The organism is Sphingobium estronivorans (genome assembly GCF_008692605.1).
Lineage (GTDB): Bacteria > Pseudomonadota > Alphaproteobacteria > Sphingomonadales > Sphingomonadaceae > Sphingobium > Sphingobium estronivorans.
Map to the genome: position 1 here is coordinate 36,775 of NZ_LFCT01000002.1, position 19,300 is coordinate 56,074.

At 60.6% G+C, this 19,300-nt stretch carries 19 protein-coding genes, 1 tRNA gene and 2 pseudogenes; 7 read left to right on the forward strand and 15 right to left on the reverse strand.

The features are described from left to right. Positions 1 to 21 precede the first annotated feature (21 nt). Both F7P65_RS01615 and F7P65_RS01620 read right to left on the reverse strand, forming a co-directional pair. Positions 22 to 456, reverse strand: a complete 435-nt coding sequence (locus F7P65_RS01615) for a DUF2958 domain-containing protein (RefSeq protein WP_150290008.1) — start codon at positions 454 to 456, stop codon at positions 22 to 24. Further along, positions 453 to 1,424 (reverse strand): ArdC family protein, encoded by a 972-nt coding sequence (locus F7P65_RS01620; protein WP_150290009.1) that lies wholly within the window; start codon positions 1,422 to 1,424, stop codon positions 453 to 455. Before F7P65_RS01620 ends, F7P65_RS01615 begins: the two co-directional genes overlap by 4 nt. A 766-nt stretch (positions 1,425 to 2,190) precedes the next feature. On the opposite strand from F7P65_RS01620, the gene F7P65_RS01630 reads away from it, so the two are divergent. Further along, positions 2,191 to 2,406 (forward strand): helix-turn-helix domain-containing protein, encoded by a 216-nt coding sequence (locus F7P65_RS01630; protein ID WP_338053874.1) that lies wholly within the window; start codon positions 2,191 to 2,193, stop codon positions 2,404 to 2,406. On the opposite strand, the gene F7P65_RS22595 is transcribed toward F7P65_RS01630, so the two are convergent. The 7 genes from F7P65_RS22595 to F7P65_RS01665 all read right to left on the reverse strand — a co-directional run bounded on the left by F7P65_RS22595 (position 2,403) and on the right by F7P65_RS01665 (position 10,091). Beyond that, on the reverse strand, positions 2,403 to 2,717 hold the full coding sequence (locus tag F7P65_RS22595) for a DNA -binding domain-containing protein (protein WP_150290012.1): 315 nt from the start codon (positions 2,715 to 2,717) through the stop codon (positions 2,403 to 2,405). The genes F7P65_RS01630 and F7P65_RS22595 overlap by 4 nt on opposite strands. Positions 2,718 to 2,865: 148 nt before the next feature. Beyond that, positions 2,866 to 3,189, reverse strand: coding sequence for a transcriptional regulator domain-containing protein (locus tag F7P65_RS22600; RefSeq protein WP_420853289.1), 324 nt, complete (start codon positions 3,187 to 3,189; stop codon positions 2,866 to 2,868). Then, a complete protein-coding gene (locus tag F7P65_RS01645) occupies positions 3,176 to 4,060 on the reverse strand; it encodes a phytanoyl-CoA dioxygenase family protein (RefSeq protein WP_150290014.1) in 885 nt (294 codons plus the stop codon). The genes F7P65_RS22600 and F7P65_RS01645 overlap by 14 nt, the downstream gene beginning before the upstream one ends. Next, positions 4,057 to 4,680, reverse strand: a complete 624-nt coding sequence (locus F7P65_RS01650; protein WP_150290015.1) for an acyl-homoserine-lactone synthase — start codon at positions 4,678 to 4,680, stop codon at positions 4,057 to 4,059. Before F7P65_RS01650 ends, F7P65_RS01645 begins: the two co-directional genes overlap by 4 nt. A 60-nt stretch (positions 4,681 to 4,740) precedes the next feature. After that, positions 4,741 to 5,463 (reverse strand): LuxR family transcriptional regulator, encoded by a 723-nt coding sequence (locus tag F7P65_RS01655; RefSeq protein WP_162854510.1) that lies wholly within the window; start codon positions 5,461 to 5,463, stop codon positions 4,741 to 4,743. A gap of 412 nt (positions 5,464 to 5,875) precedes the next feature. Further along, positions 5,876 to 7,474: a GMC family oxidoreductase gene (locus F7P65_RS01660; RefSeq protein ID WP_150290017.1), complete on the reverse strand. Its 1,599-nt coding sequence runs from the start codon at positions 7,472 to 7,474 to the stop codon at positions 5,876 to 5,878. Between the two features lie 151 nt (positions 7,475 to 7,625). Then, entirely contained in the window at positions 7,626 to 10,091 is a 2,466-nt protein-coding gene (locus F7P65_RS01665; protein WP_150290018.1) for a TonB-dependent receptor, read from the reverse strand. Here F7P65_RS01665 and F7P65_RS21915 point away from each other — a divergent pair. The 4 genes and pseudogenes from F7P65_RS21915 to F7P65_RS01680 form a co-directional block, all read left to right on the forward strand. Continuing rightward, positions 10,090 to 10,455: a hypothetical protein gene (locus F7P65_RS21915; protein ID WP_162854511.1), complete on the forward strand. Its 366-nt coding sequence runs from the start codon at positions 10,090 to 10,092 to the stop codon at positions 10,453 to 10,455. The two genes, F7P65_RS01665 and F7P65_RS21915, sit on opposite strands and share 2 nt — an antisense overlap. Positions 10,456 to 10,800: 345 nt before the next feature. Further along, on the forward strand, positions 10,801 to 11,652 hold the full coding sequence (locus tag F7P65_RS01670; RefSeq protein ID WP_150290019.1) for a phytanoyl-CoA dioxygenase family protein: 852 nt from the start codon (positions 10,801 to 10,803) through the stop codon (positions 11,650 to 11,652). 26 nt (positions 11,653 to 11,678) lie between these two features. Beyond that, positions 11,679 to 13,022 (forward strand): MFS transporter, encoded by a 1,344-nt coding sequence (locus F7P65_RS01675; protein ID WP_150290020.1) that lies wholly within the window; start codon positions 11,679 to 11,681, stop codon positions 13,020 to 13,022. Between the two features lie 9 nt (positions 13,023 to 13,031). Further along, positions 13,032 to 13,301 (forward strand): annotated as a pseudogene (locus tag F7P65_RS01680) (transposase); the annotation flags it as partial. A 70-nt stretch (positions 13,302 to 13,371) separates the two neighbouring features. Here F7P65_RS01680 and F7P65_RS22270 read toward each other — a convergent pair. Next, positions 13,372 to 13,476, reverse strand: a pseudogene (locus F7P65_RS22270) (IS5/IS1182 family transposase); the annotation flags it as partial. A 233-nt stretch (positions 13,477 to 13,709) separates the two neighbouring features. On the opposite strand from F7P65_RS22270, the gene F7P65_RS01690 reads away from it, so the two are divergent. After that, on the forward strand, positions 13,710 to 14,288 hold the full coding sequence (locus tag F7P65_RS01690; RefSeq protein WP_150290021.1) for a TetR-like C-terminal domain-containing protein: 579 nt from the start codon (positions 13,710 to 13,712) through the stop codon (positions 14,286 to 14,288). 145 nt (positions 14,289 to 14,433) lie between these two features. Here the strand turns inward: F7P65_RS01690 and F7P65_RS01695 are convergent, their stop codons facing one another. The 5 genes from F7P65_RS01695 to F7P65_RS01715 form a co-directional block, all read right to left on the reverse strand. Then, positions 14,434 to 14,832 carry a RidA family protein gene (locus tag F7P65_RS01695; RefSeq protein ID WP_150290022.1) on the reverse strand — a complete coding sequence of 133 codons (399 nt, stop codon included), beginning with the start codon at positions 14,830 to 14,832 and terminating at the stop codon, positions 14,434 to 14,436. A 773-nt stretch (positions 14,833 to 15,605) separates the two neighbouring features. Further along, complete coding sequence (locus tag F7P65_RS01700; protein ID WP_150290023.1) at positions 15,606 to 15,929, reverse strand: helix-turn-helix domain-containing transcriptional regulator; 324 nt, start codon at positions 15,927 to 15,929, stop codon at positions 15,606 to 15,608. 4 nt (positions 15,930 to 15,933) lie between these two features. Next, positions 15,934 to 16,272, reverse strand: a complete 339-nt coding sequence (locus tag F7P65_RS01705; protein WP_150290024.1) for a type II toxin-antitoxin system RelE/ParE family toxin — start codon at positions 16,270 to 16,272, stop codon at positions 15,934 to 15,936. A 27-nt stretch (positions 16,273 to 16,299) separates the two neighbouring features. Then, entirely contained in the window at positions 16,300 to 17,664 is a 1,365-nt protein-coding gene (locus tag F7P65_RS01710; protein ID WP_150290025.1) for a tyrosine-type recombinase/integrase, read from the reverse strand. A 182-nt stretch (positions 17,665 to 17,846) separates the two neighbouring features. Continuing rightward, positions 17,847 to 17,937, reverse strand: a tRNA-Ser gene (locus F7P65_RS01715). Between the two features lie 165 nt (positions 17,938 to 18,102). Here F7P65_RS01715 and ald point away from each other — a divergent pair. Beyond that, on the forward strand, positions 18,103 to 19,218 hold the full coding sequence (gene ald / locus F7P65_RS01720; protein WP_150290212.1) for an alanine dehydrogenase: 1,116 nt from the start codon (positions 18,103 to 18,105) through the stop codon (positions 19,216 to 19,218). The last annotated feature ends 82 nt before the right edge of the window (positions 19,219 to 19,300 follow it).

A 19,300-nucleotide genomic window follows, 5' to 3' on the forward strand; every position in this document is an offset into this window, starting at 1 on the left:
GCGAAGCGCGCCGCCCGCGCATCAACCGCCGTCCGGTTCGCCGGATCGATGCGGAAGATCGGGATCCGCGCCGGTATGTGCGGCGCGGCGCAAGAGCGTTTCGGCCCACAGGATCGAACCGGCGTGGCGCGCCCATCCGGTCCAGATTGTCAGCCGAAAGCCGGTCTCGAACGACAGGTCGCGTTCGATCGCCATTCCGAACGGCAGCCGCACGGCGGCGATCTCGGACAGGCTGAAATAGCCCAGTTCCGGGCAACCGAAGCCAAGGTCGGCCAGCCCGAACAGGGCGTCGCCATCCTCGGCCAGTTCAGTCGCCAGCCATGTCGCCGCGCCGACCGGATTGAACAGCTTGACCACGGGCGGCGGATCGAAGCGTTCGCCCTTCGCCTCGCAGGCGCGACGGGAAATGTCATTCGCGCGGAGCGCGAAGCGCAGTTCGGGGGGCAGGAGGATCATGCCGCGATCCTCCCTTCCTCGCGCGCGGCCTGCACCTCGCGGGGGGGCGCCAGCAGCCAGTCGGCGGCCTTGGTCGCCGCGCTGGCGGCGCGGAAGATTGCGCGACTGTCCTCGCGCAAAACTTCAAGCCAAGAGCCGATATAATCAGCGTGGCGCACGGTCGGCACGATGCCGAGCGCGGCGCAGAGGAACGCCGACCCCATCTCGGCGATCAGTTCCTCGCGCGCATAGTCCTTGCTGCCGAAGCTGTTGGTCAGGTCGCGATTGAGCCGCTTGGCGTGGCCCGTGGCGTGGGTCAGTTCGTGCAGGCAAGTCCGGTAATAATTGATCTGTTCGAAGAAAGCGGGCTGCGGTGGCACCTGCACGAAATCTTGGCTGGGCACATAGAAGGCGCGCGTCCCGCCGATGCGGAAATCGACGCCCGACGCGGCGATAACTTCCTCGGCAACCGGCACGATCTCGCGCTCGGGCAGCGGCGCGGGATCGGACGCCAGTCCGGCGGGCAAGCCCTCGCACTGCGCGACATTGAACACGGTAAAGCGCTTGAGGAACGGCACCGCCTTGGCCTCGTCGCCATCGCGCGAGGCGCGTTCCTTCTCGGCCTCGGGGGTGAAGCGGTCGGCATAGACGACGGTCACGCCATGCTCGCCCTTGCGGACGCAGCCCCCGGCCTCCTGCGCTTGCCGGAAGGTCAGCCACGATTGCGACGGCCAACCATGCTCGATGACCGCACCCCACAGGATCAGGACATTGACCCCCGAATAGCTGCGCGCGGTGAGGGCATTGCGAGGCAGGCCGGGTCCGGCGCTGCCGGTCACGCCCCACGGCTGCACCCACGGCAAGCGCCCGGCCTCAAGCTCGGTGATGATGCGGGCGGTCACCTCGTCATAGAGGCTCACCCGGCTGTCGGTCTGACGATCGTCGCTGGCACCCTTGCGGCGGGCACGGCGGCTGGCGGCTTCACGCATCGCTGTCCTCCATCACCACCCCAAAAAGCACAAAGCCTCCCCGCAAAGGCGGGGGTGGGCGGCAAAGAGCGACCAAGAGGCCCGGCTCCAGTGGCCGGTGGCACCGCCAGGGCGAAACGAAGTGGAGCACCCCGAGCGCAGCGGAGGGGTTGCCGCGGGCCGCGACGGGCCTAGCCGGGAGCGCCGCCCGCACCCGCCAATACGGGAGAGGTCACCGACAACGCGGCCGCGCAGGCCCATGGGTGCCGCGATTGCCAAGGAAATCGCACAAGCGCGGCGACAGATTCATGCGCCAGCGATCGCAACCTTACGGCCGAGACCGAAGGGCTCGGCGGCGAGCAGGCGCGAGCCGTAGAGCGCGGTCGCGCGTCAGCGCGAGGCGTCAGGCCTGGCCCGTTTTACCGACCCCAGTCCGGCTTCGTCGCGCAGTTGCGCGTAGCCCTCGCGCACGATCCAATTGGCACGTGCGACATGGCTGTCCCAACAGCGACGCGCTGCCACGGGATACCGCTCGACGTCACGATCAAGGATTATTGCGGCGCCCTCGCGCCAATCTGTGCCAGCGGCTTCAGCGTCGAGCAAGCGTGCGTAGGTCAGAAAGTGGTGTGCGTCATATGCGGTCACCGCGCCTTCCCCGGGCGCCTGGTCGTGAACTTCGGGAAGGGAACCATCCACTTTCAACGCTGCTCCACTGAACTTGCCACCTATTATTCACTATAATGAATAACGCGACCGGATCAATTCCCCGACCTTGTCGCGAATGGATATGCGGAAGGTTGTGGGCGCCAATTTTGCCCGCTTGCGGAAAGCGAAGGGGATTACCCAGGAAGTCGCGGCAGAACGGTCAGGGTTCGCGCAGGGCTATATCGGCTGGCTGGAACGCGGCCGCCGGAACCCAACGGCAATTTCGCTCTATCTCCTCGCGCAGGCAGTCGATGCGATGCCTGCCGACCTGCTGCAGCCGATCGAATCAAACGATTAGATCAACCTACCCATCACGCCGCGAGGCCCGGCACGTTGAAGGCGACGCGCCAGCATAACGCGCCGCCGCACCCAGGATTTAAGGTGCTCGCCGTCGCCCGGCCAGTCCCGCGCGATGCGATCGGCGCCCACGAGCACTGCGCCAATCGCCGTGAGGCTGGCGCCACAGGCCAGCGCGTCGAGGACGCGCAATGCTTCGACCAGCCGCGGCATCCGCCGATCCGGTTGGGGTGTCCGTCGCGTCGGATCGGGAATGCCATAAAGACGCAGCAATACGTGGAGAGCGTCGAGCTGTGCCGGGAGTACCGCCATGCGCGACAGGTGAAACTCAAGTTCGACGGGGCCATCGCGGAGCGTGCCGGCAATCACGTCGATGCGGAGGTGACGGCCGGCGAACGCGATCGCGACATGCTCGCCGCCATCCGCATCGGCGGTGACCACGGCGTTGCCACCGATGACGCTAAGATCGAGGAGTCCGCTTTTTGCACGGGCGGGCACGGCCGACACCGCGAGAACCGCGGGATCGATCGCCGCCGACCAGATCAGCCGGGCGTCGGCAAATGAGCGCGCCGGATCCTCGGCGAAAGTGCAACCCCCAGCGAGTCACAAAGCCGGAGTCTGCCGCGGCGAGCATTCCAGCGTCATCCCCAATGGCAACCGTTGGCGTGTAGTCGGGATCGCGCCGCAGCAGCTCCCAGGCGAGGGCGGCGCGGCCTGCTTCGGCAAGGCCGCGATACGGTGCCTCGCCCGTCCAGTCGATTTGCACGGGTTCAATCCGGACCACGACCGGCTACGAATGCAGCCAGCGCTTCGGCCTGGTCAGGGCGCAACGAATCGGTTGCCGCCAGCTGCGCGGGCACTTCATCGCGCAGGAGCACCGACGGACACTGGCCTTCATAATTGCCGAGATTAGGCCGGTGCTGCGCATAGCCCACCAGCGCTGCGAGTTCGGGATCAAAGGTTCGTGCGACATGGGGCGGATAGACCAGCCATTGGAGCTCGAAGGGCTTGAGCCATCCCAGGCAATAGCTGATGATGATCCCCCTACGCGGCGTGTCGGTCATATTCGCGCCGCCGCCGTGCAAAGTGGACCCGAGAAACACGAATGCATCGCCTGGGGCGATCTCGATGGACAATGCATTATCTTCCGCCAGGAGCGAGCTCGGCGCGACACGATGGCTGCAGGGCCATACACGGGTCGCTCCATTCCGCGCAGTGAAGGGGGTAAGCGGCCACATCACGTTCACGAGATATTCGACCTGACCCTTCGGGCCACCCCACATGTCCTGGTCGCGATGGGGGAATTGAGCCCGAGCGCCGGGATGGATTTCGACCGCCTGGGTAAGATTGAGGGCGATCCGTTCGCACCAAGGCCCGAGGGTGCGTTCGGCAAGTGCAAGGATCAGGGGATGGAGCACCAGAGCCGCTGCATGAGCTGACCGAGCAAGCAGGCCGCCAAACCGCTTGGTTCGGTGGCCATAGAAATGACCATCGCTGAATGGCGTGCTCGAAAAGTGCAAATCGAGGTCGCCATTTAGCGCTTCGATCGTGGCGGCCGGCAGGGCCGAGCGGATGACGCAATACCCGGCTCGATCCAGCGTCTGGGTGAACGCGGCGACTGCGGGCGTGTCCGCCGAGGCCTTGATAGCGCTCATGCGCCTGTTTCCGCGACAGGGCCGACGATCCGGTTGGGGGAATAGATGTTTGTCCAGCGCAGGCGGTCCGGTGTGTCAGGCGCAATATGGATTGCGAAAGCGCCAAGGTTCGCGCCGCCGAACTGGCATGCTGGTCCAAGAGGCTCTGCAAGCCACCCCATCGACAGAATCTGTTTGCGAAAGCTGGCCTCGACGACCCCGGTCAGTAGCGTGATGCCAAAGGCGAGGGCATGATCGACCATAGCCGAGATTAGCCAATTGCGCGCCTCGAGCCGCGTTGCTGCACCAAGACGCTGTGGAAGGCAGAGACGCGTTACTTCGAAGACAGTGGGGCCCTTCGGCACGCCGCCGGGGCACAGATGGGGAAATTGGGTATCCAGAAGGTGCGGACGACAACTCGGCAGCAGTCGAAGCGATCCCATGTGCGTGCTGCAGTCATCTGCGGCAGCAATCATGTAAAGGGCATGCTCATTGTCGAACTCGTCCATCTCGAAACGATCATCGACGACAGGAATGTCCCAGTCGAGAAGGTCGATGAAAATGCTCTTGCGATCTTCGAACATGCTTTGGAGCAAGGGATTAGCGTCTCGAATATTCTGATTACGCAACAGGTGGATCATGTCTTGGCTGCCTCTCGCACTGATCGGTCCCGCGAGAGAAGCAGAGGCGCGTCGTGACAGCTATCCGACCAGATGGACGTATTGCCAGGGAGCAAGTTCGGAAAGGCCAATCTCATTGTCGAGAATCGCGCAGATCACGAGCTGTGTCCGGCTCGGCACGTCGTAGACCCGGCGCGCATCCGCCAGATAATGTTTGACCGTAATGGGACTCAGTCCGAGGATCGTCGCGATTTCCCAGTCCGATTTTCCTTGGCCGACGAGGATGACGCATTCACGCTGGCGCGGGGAAAGACGAGGCGCCTGGGGCACGACCAGTTCGTTGCCCGAGGCGAGACGCCGTGCAGCGGCGAAGCCGAAGGCGCCCACGAGCTGAGCGATCATCATGTAGCGTTCAAGTGCCGTGCCGTCTCGCGGGCCGCCGAACGAGCATGAGCCGCTCCGCTCCCCGCGCACGCAGGCGGGAATGGTGATGCCTTCATTGAGCCCTTCGCGCCCGGCATGTTCGAGAATGGTACGATGCCTGCCGTTCAGCCGGATCAGATCCGACAGGTTCGACCAGCTGAAGCCGGCGTTGGTCCTGAGGCAGGCATGTACAATTGGATCCTCGATGTAGAGCCGTCGTTCGATGAAATAGTCCGCCCAGACGGGCGGATAATTGTTGATGTTGATGAGACCGGGCTTGTCCTTGCGAAGATCGTCATGATGGATCAGCGCAAAATGCCGGAAGCCGATCTCGCTGCAGATGTCCTCCATCAGGCGACGCAGTTCAGCGCCGCTAGCCACGCTTCGGGCTCTTGCAAGGAAAGTATCGGCAAGCGCCAGGGATCCATCGGCAGCGGATGCGGACCATCGGGCCGGCATATGTCAGCGCTTCACGGCCAGCACCCGTCGATCACCGCATGGGGTATCGCCCGGTTAATATCGTCGACATAGGCATGCAACGCGGTCTTCATATCCTGTTGGCGCATATCGCCTTTGTCTGCGGATTTTCCCATCCCAATAGCTTTGCGCGTGCATTTCGACGGGCGACGGGCGACGGGGGTATCGCCGCATGTCTTTCGTCAAAGTTCAGCGGGCTAAGCTCGGCCTGCCTGGGTAGGTTCATTTCCCGCCACGCTTGTGCAAAGGCGTAATTAGGAACAAGGCGTCCGGGGAGTGAGGGCTTCGATGCTGTTTGACGAAAGCTGTTCCTGGCTCATGCTTGGCCGCGAATGAATTCGGCCGCCTTTTCGGCGATCATGATCACCGTGGCGTTCGGATCGCCCGAAGTAATGCGAGGCATGACAGATGCATCGACGATCCTCAGCCCATCGACACCGTGGACCTGCAGCTTGTCGTTCACCACGGCAAGCGCGTCATGGCCCATCTTGCAAGTTCCGACCGCTTCAAAATTGGGGTTGATGGTTTCACGGAAAAAGCAGTCCAGATCTGCCTCCGACGTGCAGTCCGAACCTGGTATGACCTCCTGGCCCCGAAATCTGTCATAAGCCTGTTGTTGGAATATTTCGCGCACAAGCCCGACACCCCTTTTTAGGGCGTCTCGATCCCGATCGTGCGATAGATAATTGGCGTCAATGAGAGGTTGGGCGAAGGGATCGGCCGATTGCAGCTTCAATTCGCCCCGACTTTCCGGCCGCGACAGAATGACAAGGTTGGTGACACCATGTTGCGGCAGAATCCCGCCCGTCTCGCCCAGCATGAGGGGGATAAGATAAAATTTGAGATCGAGTTCCGCATGGCCCGGCGCACCCGAACGAAGATAGGCGACGGCGTCGGTGCCGTTTCCGGCCATCGGTCCGCCTCTCGTGAACAGATAGCGCATCCCAATCTTTGCCATCGTGAGCGGGCTGCTCATATACTTGTAATCGGTCACCGGCCGAGGGCAGGACATCTGTACCTGAGTTCCGACATGATCGTGCAGGTTCTGCCCAACACCTTTCAGATCGAGGATCGGTTCAACGCCGACTTGGCGCAAATGGTCCGCATCTCCAATACCGGAAAGCATCAATAGCTGAGCAGACTGGAACGTCCCGCCGCTCGAGATCACCTCTGTCGTAGCGTATGCGCGCTTGACCTCGGAATGCTGGACATATTCTACCCCGATCACACGAAGGCCGTCGAAAAGCAGTTTCGTGACGCGCGCATGGGTTTCGACGAACAGATTTGATCGATCACGTGCAGGCTTCAGATAAGCCACCGCTGTGCTGCAACGGCGTCCACGAAAGATCGTGCGCTCCGATGGACCAAACCCCTCGGGTTGGGAACCGTTATGGTCGTCGCTGTAGGGATAGCCAGCCTGCTTGGCTGCTTCGATCCACGCTTGCTGAACGGGGCTTGTGATCTGCGCGCGCGTGACCCGAAGTGGGCCGCTGCCGCCATGATATTCATTTTCGCCATGCTCATTGCCTTCCGCCCGCTTGAAATGAGGCAACACCTCCGCATAGGACCAGCCCGCATTTCCCAGGCGCGCCCACTCGTCGAAAATCTCCGGGGCTCCGCGGCTGTATACCATGCCATTGATCGAGCTGCTTCCGCCAAGCACCTTGCCTCGCAGATCGAACAGAACCCGATCGTTCAGATTCTTCTGCGGCGCAGTCTGATAATGCCAGCCGTACCGCTCCCGCTCCATCAGCATGGTCCAGATAGCGGGGATATGAATAAGGGGGGTGCGGTCGCGCCCTCCGGCTTCCAGAACCAGAACCTTGCACCCCTGATCCGCCGACAGCCGATTGGCAAGGACGCAGCCCGCCGATCCAGCCCCCACGATGATATAGTCATACTCCAAGCGAGACATTTCGAATCTGCTTCCTTAGTGGCAAGTCGCCGCGGCAAGGGGGGAACTTTATCTCACCCCCGCGCGGCTGACCCATCGACGGTCAGTTCAGGCTTCGGCACATTTCCACGCACCGCCTGCAGCACTCCTGGTCCTAGACGCCCCGCGCCGGTCAGAAACTGTAGCGCATTCGGAAACCGTACATGCGCGGCTCGCCATAGAGCGAGCTCTGCGCACCGATCGAATTGAACACCCCCGTGTTCCCGACGCGATAAGTCTTGTTCGTCGCGTTGGTCATGAAAAAGGACAGGTCGATCGGTGTCTCCATGATCCTGTTCCAGTTGATCGACAGGTTGAGCAAGCCATAGCCCTTGATCAGCGTACCGGGTTCGCCGCCACCGGCCTGGGCGATGGGCAGTTCGGTCGGCAAGGTCGTTGCCGTCTGATACGTAGCGCCGGTATAGGCGTAGACCGCTGACAGCACGACCTCGCCGACTTTCTCGGAGAAGGGCATGGTATAGCGTCCGGCGACGCTGAACTGGTCCCGCGGAGTATACGGAAAAGGAATGCAGCTGAGCTCGACCTGGCCGCTCTGGAACGCACCCGAACAGTCGAGCTGTGGATTGTTCGCTAGAATTGAGAAGCCAATATATTTCGAGCTGAGATGGGAATAACTTCCCGAGAGCTCAAAGTCATGGAACAGGCGCAGCGTCCCTTCGATCTCCACGCCCTTGATTCGCGCCGCCGCCGCGTTGAACACGGCCGCCCCGCTCCCGAATGTGACCGGATTAAAATCACCAGTGGCGATCTGGATGTCCTCATAGTCGGTTTTGAAAACGTCCCCGTTGAGGGTCAGGCGAACATCGTTGCCAAAGCGGAAGGTTGATTTTATACCCGCCTCATAGGTTTTCACATACTCGGGCCGGAAAGTCAGATTGGACTGGTTGACCGCGGCAAGATTGATCCCGCCCGTTTTGTAGCCGCGGCTGACCTTGGCATAGGTCAGCAAGTTGTTGGTGACCTGATAGTCCAGCCCCACCGTCCAGGTTGGCGCATCGGATTTAGTCCGAGAGGCGATTTGGCAATCCTCAAATGTGGTCGCCGCAGCAGCCACCCCGTTGGTGCAACTTGACACGCTACCATCGTCATTGAAACCGACCGCCGAGCCAAAGCCGCGAGCCTTATCCCAGGTATAGCGGATGCCGCCGGTAAGCTTGAGGCCCGACAGGGCGCGGACGATGCCGCCGAAATCATACGTTCCCTGCGCATATATGGCGCGCGCGCTGGTCTTGTAACGAGAAGCCTGCGCAAACGGGAAAAGGAACGTCTGGGCTGGGGCGATAACAAAGCCGCTGCCGGGTGTCCTTACCTCCTCATAATAGATGCCAGTCGTATATTGCACATGATCATTCAGCGCGTTGCCCTGAATTTGCAGTTCCTCGGTGAATTGCCGGAGATTATCGGTTGGTCCAGCCCCAGGAATGTTCGACTGATATATGCCGAAAGGCGTGCCATCACCATCGAACGGACTCAGCACCTGCAGTTCACTGTAGCTGATAATGTTGCGCAGCGTGATATTATCACTCAACGCGACCTTAAACTGGTCGATCGCGCTCCAGCCTGAAATCTTGCTGTAAATTGGCTTTGGCCCCAGCGCGACCCGGCGCGGACTTCGTGAGTTCTGAGCCGCGGCGGAATCGGTCAGCACCGAACAACCCTGGCCAAGGTTGACATCTGCGCAGCCATTTGGGGCGCCGAAGGACCGATAAATTGCATCGAGGAGGGGAGCGTTGAAGGCGTCAACGACGTTGCCGGTGCCGTTGCTGCGGCTTCGGGTGCCTGTAATCAGGAGATAATTCTCAATTTGGTCGGTGGGCTTCCACATGACACCGAGACGACCGATATAGTAGTGTCGGTCGTCGTAATCAGTCCCGGTTTCGACGTCCTTGGTGTATCCATCACGATCGACATACCGACCTGCGAGGCGAACCTGCAACCGGTCGCTGAGCGGCACATTGATTACCGCCTCAATCTCCTTGTCTTCATAATTTCCGCCCTGGATCTGGAAATAGCCCTCATATCTCTCGGTGGGCTTGGCTGGCTCGAGGAGAACCGCACCGCCAGTGCTGTTGCGGCCAAACAGCGTACCTTGCGGGCCCCGCAGAACCTGGATGTTGGCTAAATCCAGGAACTGACCAGGCGGACCTTGAAGTGACGCCACCTTCCCGGCAACCAGCGGCACTTCTGCGAGATAGGTTACTACCGCAGGGGACGCGGTGTAATTGGTGCCCTGACCGCGAATCGTAATTGATTCCACGTCTCGGCTCTGCCCGGAGGGCGAAACCGCCAGTGAGGGCACTTGACCCTGCAGGTCCTGGCCGGTCGTGATATGACGTTCGTCGAGCATCTTGGCCGAAATGGCCGTGATCGCAACCGGCACTTTCTGCGCCGACTCTTCGCGCCGACGCGCCGTCACGACGATGTCGCCCGTGTCAATATTTTCGTTTTGGACACTTGTGCTGGAGATGCTCTGCGCGCTTGCTAAGCTCGGAAGCGCAAACGTCGACGCGACTGCAATTATCGCCAGTCGTGATGCCTGCGTCGACCTTAAATCAGAGCTATGAGATCCAAACAACATGCGATTTCCCCTCTTTCTTACTGATGCACTCGCTCCGGAGCGCCGATCTTTTATCGGTCAGCTTCAGAGAAATTATTCGATTTGGAGCACGAGCGATTATTCGGCGCACGCTCCAAATCGGAGTTTTTGCGCCACTGATTTTCATAACAATACTAGGCGTCGCCCATCAAACGAATCATATGTCTCGTTAAGCACTATCGATCCGCTGCCGGTTGCGCAAGCCATGACGCGTCGTTTTTGCGGCGAGCATCTCAGCGTTCGGCAATGGGCCTTGGGATGCCTGGAGCGACTGCTGGCGAACGTTGAGCGCGGGGAGAGCGCCGGTTTTGGTCCAGATCAATCGAGCCTGCAAAGACTCGACTAACGGGGCGGCTGTGACGTTGCACTTCGCTTTGCGAACACAAGGGAGCGCGAGCGTTCGCGGCCCTCGCCCCGCAGGATCTATGCGCCGGGCGATGTCGACCAAGTTGGACCGAAACGGGTAAATTGTGGCTGTCGGCGTTGCAACGAAGACCGGAAATGTGGCGCAGGGTTGGTTTTGCCATAGCCCGACGGTTTCGCACGGTCGGCAGGAGATGACCCTCCGCACAACGCGGCGCTCGTCATTTTCGCCGATGGCTTCCGGCCAAAAAAAGCGAAACTGCCATTGACTTGATGAGACATATGCCTCATTAAGCGTCGGAACTCCTATGCCCCCGAGGTTAAACACATGTCCAATCTCAAACACCTGCCGGCCACGACCTCCGTCAATGATGTTTTCGTCGAAATGGAAGAGAACGGTGCCGTCATTATTGACGGCTTCTTGTCGACGGAGGTGCTCGACCGTTTTAACAATGAGATCGATCCTCTGCTCGAAACTAAGAGTCCTACAGACGCGTGCGTGAACGAAATGGTTGCCCTCTTCCATGGCGACAAGACGCGCCACCTGACCGGTGTGGCTGGTGTTTCGGACACGTTCGTGAACGACATCCTGCTCCACTCGATCTACAAGGCCGTGGGTGACCATTTTCTGCTGCCGCACTGCGCCTCTTACTTGCTCAACCTTGGACATGTCCTCGATCGCGGCCCTGGCAGCGGCGGTCAGATCCTCCATCGCGACCATGACGTGTGGCCGCGCCGGATGGGCGGTGCATATCAGCAACGGATGTTCGCTTCGCTGATCGCGCTGAGCGAATATACGGCGGAGATGGGCGCGACCCGGCTGGTGCCGGGCAGCCACAAATGGCCCCTCGATCGCGAGGCGAAGCCCGAGGAGGTCGTGGCCGCGGAGATGGAGCCGGGTTCGGCCGTACTCTACCTAGGATCAGTATTGCACGCGGCCGGTTCCAACACCACCAATAGGCGTCGGCGTGGCATGCACACGAGCTTCTGCCTCGGCTTCCTGCGCACCGAAGAGAACAACATTCTCTCAACCCCGATGGAACGTGTGCGCAAGATGCCGCGCCGTGCGCAGGAACTGCTCGGATTTGGCGTGTATGACGGCATGGAGTTCGGCGAGGGCTTCCTTGGCGCGCTCGACAACCGCAACCCGTTGGACCTCATTGCGGCGGGCGACGTGTGATCAATCGGCGTCGAGGATTGGTGCGGATGGTTTCTATCCCGGCTCCCAATCGCCCGATTGTGACCAGGGGCATTGCATTAGCGGAGGATCGTTTGACTGCTCCAATCCCGCGTGCCGATACAATCGAATCGCCGGGGAACATCAACAAGTGGCCGATCCTCGCCGCCTTGGCCATCATATCCTCCTTGCTGATCGGTGGGACTCTGGTGTCGCTGAGCGTCTACATCCCGGTTCTTGAGCACAACGAGCGTTGGGCGGCTGAGTCCCTTGGGGCGGCAGCAACTGGGCTGCTACTGGGAATGAGTCTTGCAGGGATAGCGAGCGGGATCATCATTGACCGCTTAAGTGCGCGATATGTCATTATAGGTGGCACTCTCGTTGCCAGTCTGGGATGCTGGCTAGCAGGAGAGTCCACAACCGCCGGCATGTTTATCGTCGCGACGACGATGATCGGCGCCGGGCTGGGATTTGCGACGAACGTACCTTCGATCCCCATCATCAGCAATCTCTTCGGTCCTAATCGCGGCTTAGGTTTGGGTATCTATTTTTCGATGTTGGCGCTTTCCGCGGGCGTCCTGCCGCCGATCGCTTCGGCCTTGATCGGGCATCTGGGATGGCGATCGGCAATGTACGTCACCGGCGCGACCATCGCATTCAGTTGCATGCTGGCAGTTTTGGTCCGATTGCCCACAATCGCCGAGCAACGCACTGGCCACTCGCCCGACGAGGTCGAGATCCAAGTGGGCGTTCAAGTCGGCTCCGCAATTTCTACGGTCAGTTTCTGGGCACTCGCGTCAGCCATGACCCTCTCGCTGATCTCGGTACAAGGCGTCCTCTTCTCCGTGGTCGCCTATTTCATCAATAGCGGAATGAGCAACTTCAGCGCTGTCAACATCTACAGCGTTGCCAACATGGCGGGCGTGCCAGGGCTGTTTGCAATTGGCGCGCTTGCCGATCGGATCGGCGCACGAAGGGTGCTTCCATACGGTCTCATCGTGCAGAGCGTCGGGACGCTCGCGCTTCTGTTCGCGATCTTCCACGGACCCGCAGGATGGATCGCGGTTGGCATCTTTTCAGTATTCTGGGGAGTTTCCAGTGGTCTGCCGTCACAGGTCGGACCGATGCTACTAGAGGATGCTTTCGGCTCCCGCCACTTTGGCGCGCTGCTGGGCATCAACACCGCAATAACGGGGATAATGAGTGCATTCGCACCGGTTTTTGCCGCATGGATCCGTGAAATTAGCGGAAGCTATGCCACCATATTCATCACATTCTCGCTGATGACGCTTGCCGCCGTGCCCGTCATTTGGCTGGTCCGGCCACGCTTCCTAGCGGAGCCGGGCTCGCTTGCCTCCCCCGAAGGCGCGTAGCGCCGCTGACCTGACGGCTCTATAACGCGTTCAATCCATGAAGGCGCCCGGGACATGGCGCGAAATCTCCTCACCACGGATGCCTATATCACCTCACGAAGGCAGCGGAAGAAGGTCGAGATGCTGTTCGCGCACCTGAAACGCATCCTCAAGCTCGACCGGTTGCGATTACGCGGCCCGAACGGAGCGAAAGACGAGTTCCTCCTGGCCGCTACAGCCCTGAATCTTCAAAAAATTGCCAAGCTGATCCCGCTCAACTCACAGCCCGCCCCAGCCTGACGACGAACGCGCCCTGCAGCCTCTCGCAACACTGTCCCAGCCCGGCAGCTACAGTCCCTTTTTCAACACAATCGAAACGATTACAGACGGTCGTCGATGGCCCGTATGCTGCTGGACAGTCGCTCCATCGGCAGCCAATCTTCAACGCGCGCGGGACGCCCGAGATCACCAGGCGGCCATACCCGCCGCCCCTCGGCTGGCTCTTCAGCATTTCTACCTAGCGCAGGTGCCACGAGTGAATTCGCTGGAGGAGAATGTCGGTTCGGGCGCCTGGCATTTTGATCTGGGCACCTTATCCCGGTCGAAGTTCAATGCTGAAGGCAATTGACCCAAGTGACCGGAGATGGAATATCTTAACGGATTTGCTCAATTTTTGTTAGATTTCGAGCTGGAAGATTGGCGGAAGTAATGCAGAATAAGCGCCCGCGCCCGGGCGGCCGCAGCGAGCGGATACGCAAGGCAGTTGCTCAGGCAGTGCTACAGCTCATTAGGGACCACGGCATCGATTTCGAAATCCAGGAGGTTTCCCGGCTCTCCGGCGTGGGGCGGGCGACAGTCTTCCGCCGCTGGCCCGATCGCGCCTCGCTGATCGGTGAGGCGCTCAGTGAGCATGTTTCGGGCTTCTCGGTCACGCTCAAAGGTGAGTGGCCAGACGATCTCCTTCGTATGACGCGCGACTTCCGGGAATTCATGCGCGACCCGGTTGAGCTAGCGATGAACCGCGCGCTTCTGCTCACAAACAACAATGCTTTCAGAGACCAGATGTCGGACTATTGGAAGCCGATCATCGAGCTTTTCCAGAAGCCTTTGCGAGACGCTATTGATCGAGGCGAGATCGACCCCGGCGTGGACGTGGAAATTGTGATCGTGGCGATCAGCGAGGTCCTGGTGATGGAGTCTCTTTTCGAGAACTTTGGGGAGGTGGATATATCAGAACGCCTCGTCAGCCAGTTGGTGCGCGGCTGTCCCCCCGCCAATCGAGAATAGGCGAACGCTTCGCAGTCCAGCGCAGCAAATGCATCAGGCGCCCAAATGGAGGGATCGGGAGAATTGGCCGGGTCTTGGCCGGCAGCGCGTCCCAAGGAACTTAATGGATTACGGCGGAACCGAGAGACGTTCACCATATTAAGGATCAGTGGACCGCAGCGACCGCCACGATCTCAATCAGCAACTCCGGCGACGCTAGTGCCTTGACCTCGATGAAGGTCGACGTCGGCGCCTTACCCGCGAAAACGTTCGTCAGTGCCTGACTATGTTCAAGGAGCTGACCCATGTTGACTGTATAGACTGTCGTCGCCACGACATTAGCGAGCGTCATCTCCTCGGTCTCCAGCATCTTCTGGAGGATGTCGAGGATGAACCGGATCTGGCCGGCCACGTCACCGGGCGCGACGATCTCGCCACGCCCTTTCATGGCGACAAGTCCCGATAAGTAAACTGTGTTGCCCACTCTTACCAAGCCGGACATGCCGTCGCCGAAATACTCCAGATCGAGATAGCCAACGTCAGGATTGCTCCGCTTGATTGTCATTGTCACTTTACCTCCATGAAAGCATTGTGCGCCACATCGGCAACAATTTCACTGCCTCACCGCAGTGATACAAATGAAACGTGAGTATCATTACCTAGGGATGCGCAACCGCTCCTGTCAATCTCTTTCGTAGAGGGAAATCCCGATACGAGCGTGCGTCGTCCGTCGGACCGAGTTCGATAAGGTGACCATGTAGAATGCGGACAGATCGATGTGGCGAGGAGATTGCGGCCGACATCGACGCCGCTGATGTTGGACCTAAGCTACTCTACGATCTGGGTCAGAACATGCGACCTGCCGGCCGATGACCTGCGCCGTATCCGCTCGTTCAGGAAGGTTCGGGCCTTCCGGATCAACGTCGCGCTTTCGGAGCTGCCGCGCTTCACCGCGTTGCCCGAGCCCGGCGAGCATCTACAGTCCGTTGTCATCATGGCGCCAAAGCCCCACTATATGACCGCGCTTTCGATGCGACGGCGCACTGCTGGTCGAGGCAGCAGGTCGTCGAGCTGCTGATCCCCTCGATATCGACGACAAAAAGATGGATTTGAACCCTCGATACGCAAATTGGATTCCATGTGGTCGCCGGGGATGCAAGCCGGCGACGTTTATACAAATTGGCGATAATGAGCGGGCTGGCCCCTTTGCCATATCCCCTGATGGTGTTATTGATGGTGTCGGCAATTTTTCTTGCGAATTTGGCGAGTGAGGTCAGCAGCTTGGGTGCCCGATGGGAGTGTTCTTCTGGGCTTCACATCAGTTCGCGGTCTCGAGCCTTAAGCCGCCTCGACCGCGTGAGCTTCGAAGGCAACACCCAGCCGCTTGCGCACAGCGCCGAAGATGGCAGCAAGATTGTCCATGCTTGGATTGCCCTTTTCGGACAGCATCCGGTGCAAGCTCTTGCTTGGCCGGTTTGTCTCGGTCGCCAGTTCCTCGAAGCCGACCGAAGCATTGACGAGATCGCGGAGGATCAGTCGCGCCACATGCGGCTCACCGTTGAGGAACGCGGTCGCCGCTTCATCGAGCATGGCCTTGGCGAAGGCGGGATCGCGCGCAGCGCGCTCTTTCACCGTCTCCTTGAAATCACGGGTCAGCACCATCTCGTCAACTCCTGCCTTTCCTCGCCGCCGCCTTGCGGGTCTTGTACTCGCTCAGCAGCACACCTGCCCGGTCGATATCGGCCTGCTGTCGCTTCTTGGTTCCGCCCACGAACAGGATGATGAGTTCATCTCCATCCTGGGCGAGATAGAGCCGGTAGCCGGGGCCCCAGTCGATACGATATTCGCCGAGCCCGGCACCGATCCATTTGACGTTCGACAGATTGCCCAGTTCCAGCCGAACGACCGCAGTCGCGACCTTGGCCGACGCTTGGGAAGCGAGATCATCGAACCATGATCGGAACGGGCTCGAGCCGTCCTCGCGAATATACTCCTGAACGATCACCTTACCGCCTCTCAAGTAACATATACGTTACCAATTGTCCAGCTGTGACTCCCGGGCTGCTCGACGCTGAACCGGAAAACGAAAGTCCGGCTCGAGGGGCGAGGGCAGTCTCCGCGGCGAGCGCGAACCTATGTCCTTCACGGGCCGATCGATCAGAGCCACAGGGTCAGGCAGGCCTTCGCTCAGCATTTTGGCCCAGATCACCGCGAGCTCTCGCCGGCGTGGCATGTAGGCCGCGCGGTTGTATGCGCCCTCCACCTTGTCCTTGGGTACATGGGCGAGCATCAAATCGATCACTTTGCGGTCATGCGGATCGCCATGTCGTTCTGCCCATTCGTTCATGATCGTGGAGAACGCCGCTCGAAATCCATGCGGCACGTGATGCCCGTGATAGCCGGCCCGGTTCAACAGATAGCCGATCGCATTTTCGCTCATCGGCCGGTGCGCATGGCGGTTGCTGGGAAAGACCAGCGGTCCGCCGCCGGTCAGCGGCCAGATCGCCCTCAATACAGCGACAGCCTGCGGCGTGAGCGGAACGAGGTGATCGCCGTTTATCTCCTCCTTCCGGTCAAGATCACCCTTCATCCGGGCCGACGGGATGCGCCAGAGTGGCAGCTCGCCATCCAAGTCCTCGAACTCGGCCCACTCCGCACCGCGAAGCTCGCTCGGCCTTACGGCCGTGAGCGCCAGCATCCTGAGTCCGAGCCGTGTGATCGGCCGTGCATTGTCCTCTTCGGCTGTCAGGATCATCTTGCGCAGGGGAATAATGTCGGTGATCGCCGGCTGCCGGCCTTTCCGCAGCGGCTTAAGCACGGCGCCCAGCTTTTCGGCGGGGTCGATCGTCGCGATGCCTTGGGCGATGGCGTAGACGAACACGGCCGAGATGCGCTGGCGCACCCGTTTCGCAGTCTCGATGGCGCCCCGTGTTTCGATTTCCCGAAGGACGCCGAGGATCAGGGGCGGGGTAAGCTGCGCGATCGGCAGGGCGCCGATCGATGCAAAGACATCGCGCTCCAGACTGCGGATGACATCGCTGGCATGGACGGTGGCCCATTGTGCCCTGGAATTTTCGTACCACTCGCGAGCCACACGCTCGAACGTCTGACGCCCGGCTTCGAGGTTCGCCTCGATCTTCAGCCGCTTCGCGACATTGGGATCGTGCCCTTCGCACAGCAAAGCATATGCTTCGTCTCGTTTTTCGCGAGCATCGGCCAGCGACACCAACGGATAGGCGCCGAACGCCATTGTCTTGTTTTTGCCGTTATACTCGTAATTCCAGCGCCACAGCTTGCCGCCGCTGGGAGTGACCATCAGGAAGAGGCGACTGGCGTCTGTGAGTTTATAGGCTTTGGGGCGCGGTTTGGCGCTACGCACCTTGGCATCGGTAAGCATGGTTCGGTCTCCGAAAATACCTCGTTTTTCGACCGCGCGTACCTCGTTTTAGCCCCTCCGATTCGGTGGATGGGCATGGACGGGCACGGACGGCCGAGGCCAAACCGGTCTGCTAAGCATCGGTATTCAGGAGAAAAAAGTCGAGACCAGTGGTCTTTTGCGGACCCCTGTGGAATGGTCCGTGGCGGAGCGGGAGGGATTCGAACCCTCGATACGCTTTTGACGTATACTCACTTTCCAGGCGAGCGCCTTCGACCACTCGGCCACCGCTCCGCATTGCACTGGAAGGCGGCTCCCTATCGTGGGTTTTGCAACTAGGCAAGGGGATGCTTTACTTTCCTGACACGGGAGGGGTTGATCGACGCTCGCCCCCCAAGCAATTTGCCGGAACAATTCCTATCTTGAACGATATCGTCCTGAAACGAGGAGAAGATGACCATGATCGTCGGCACCGTCAGGGAGATCAAGAACCACGAATATCGCGTCGGCCTCACGCCGGAGAGCGTGCATGAGCTGACCGCCCACGGTCATCGCGTGCTGGTGGAAAGCGGGGCGGGCGAAGGGATCGGCGCGCATGACAGCCTGTATGCCCGCGCCGGCGCCGAAATCCTGACCGATGCGGCGGACATCTTCGCCACGGCCGAGATGCTGGTAAAGGTCAAGGAACCGCAAGCCGAGGAACGGGCGCTGCTGCGGCCGGGGCAGATACTCTACACCTATCTGCATCTGGCGCCCGATCCCGAGCAGACGCGCGACCTGATGGCGTCGGGCGCGATCTGCATCGCCTATGAAACGGTCACGGACGGCAATGGCGGGCTGCCGCTGCTGAAGCCGATGAGCCAGGTGGCCGGACGCATGGCGATCCAGGCGGGCGCGACAGCGCTGGAGAAGGCGCATGGCGGGCGTGGCGTGTTGCTGGGCGGGGTACCCGGCGTGCTGCCCGCCAAGGTCGCGGTGATCGGCGGCGGCGTGGTCGGCTTCAACGCGGCGCAGATGGCCGCCGGGCTGGGCGCGGACGTCACCATCCTTGACCGCAGCCCGGAGGTGCTGGAGCGGCTGGGCATTTATTTCGAGGCGCGGGCCAAGACGCGCTTTTCCAACCGCGCCAATCTGGCCGAATGCGTGGCGGAGGCGGATCTGGTGATCGGCGCGGTGCTGATCCCCGGCGCGGCGGCGCCCAAGCTGGTATCGGCGGAGATGCTGAAGACCATGAAGAAGGGCGCGGTATTGGTCGATGTCGCGATCGACCAGGGCGGCTGTTTCGAAACCAGCCATCCCACGACCCATGACGATCCGACCTATATCGTCGATGGCATCGTGCATTATTGCGTGGCCAACATGCCCGGCGCGGTGGCGCGGACCAGCACCTATGCGCTCAACAATGTGACGCTGCCCCACGCGCTGCGCATGGCCGATCTGGGTTGGAAGAAGGCGTTGCGCGCCGACCCGCATTTGCTCGACGGGCTCAATGTGTGGAACGGGCAGATCACCTATCGCGCGGTCGCCGACGAGCTGGACCTGCCTTATACCCCCGCTGAGCAGGCCATCGGATAGCGTTTTTGGCCGAAAAAGGCGCGGAAAAAGGCGCGGAAAAAGACATGGAATTTCCGCACCATCGCCGCTCCTTCAGTCGACG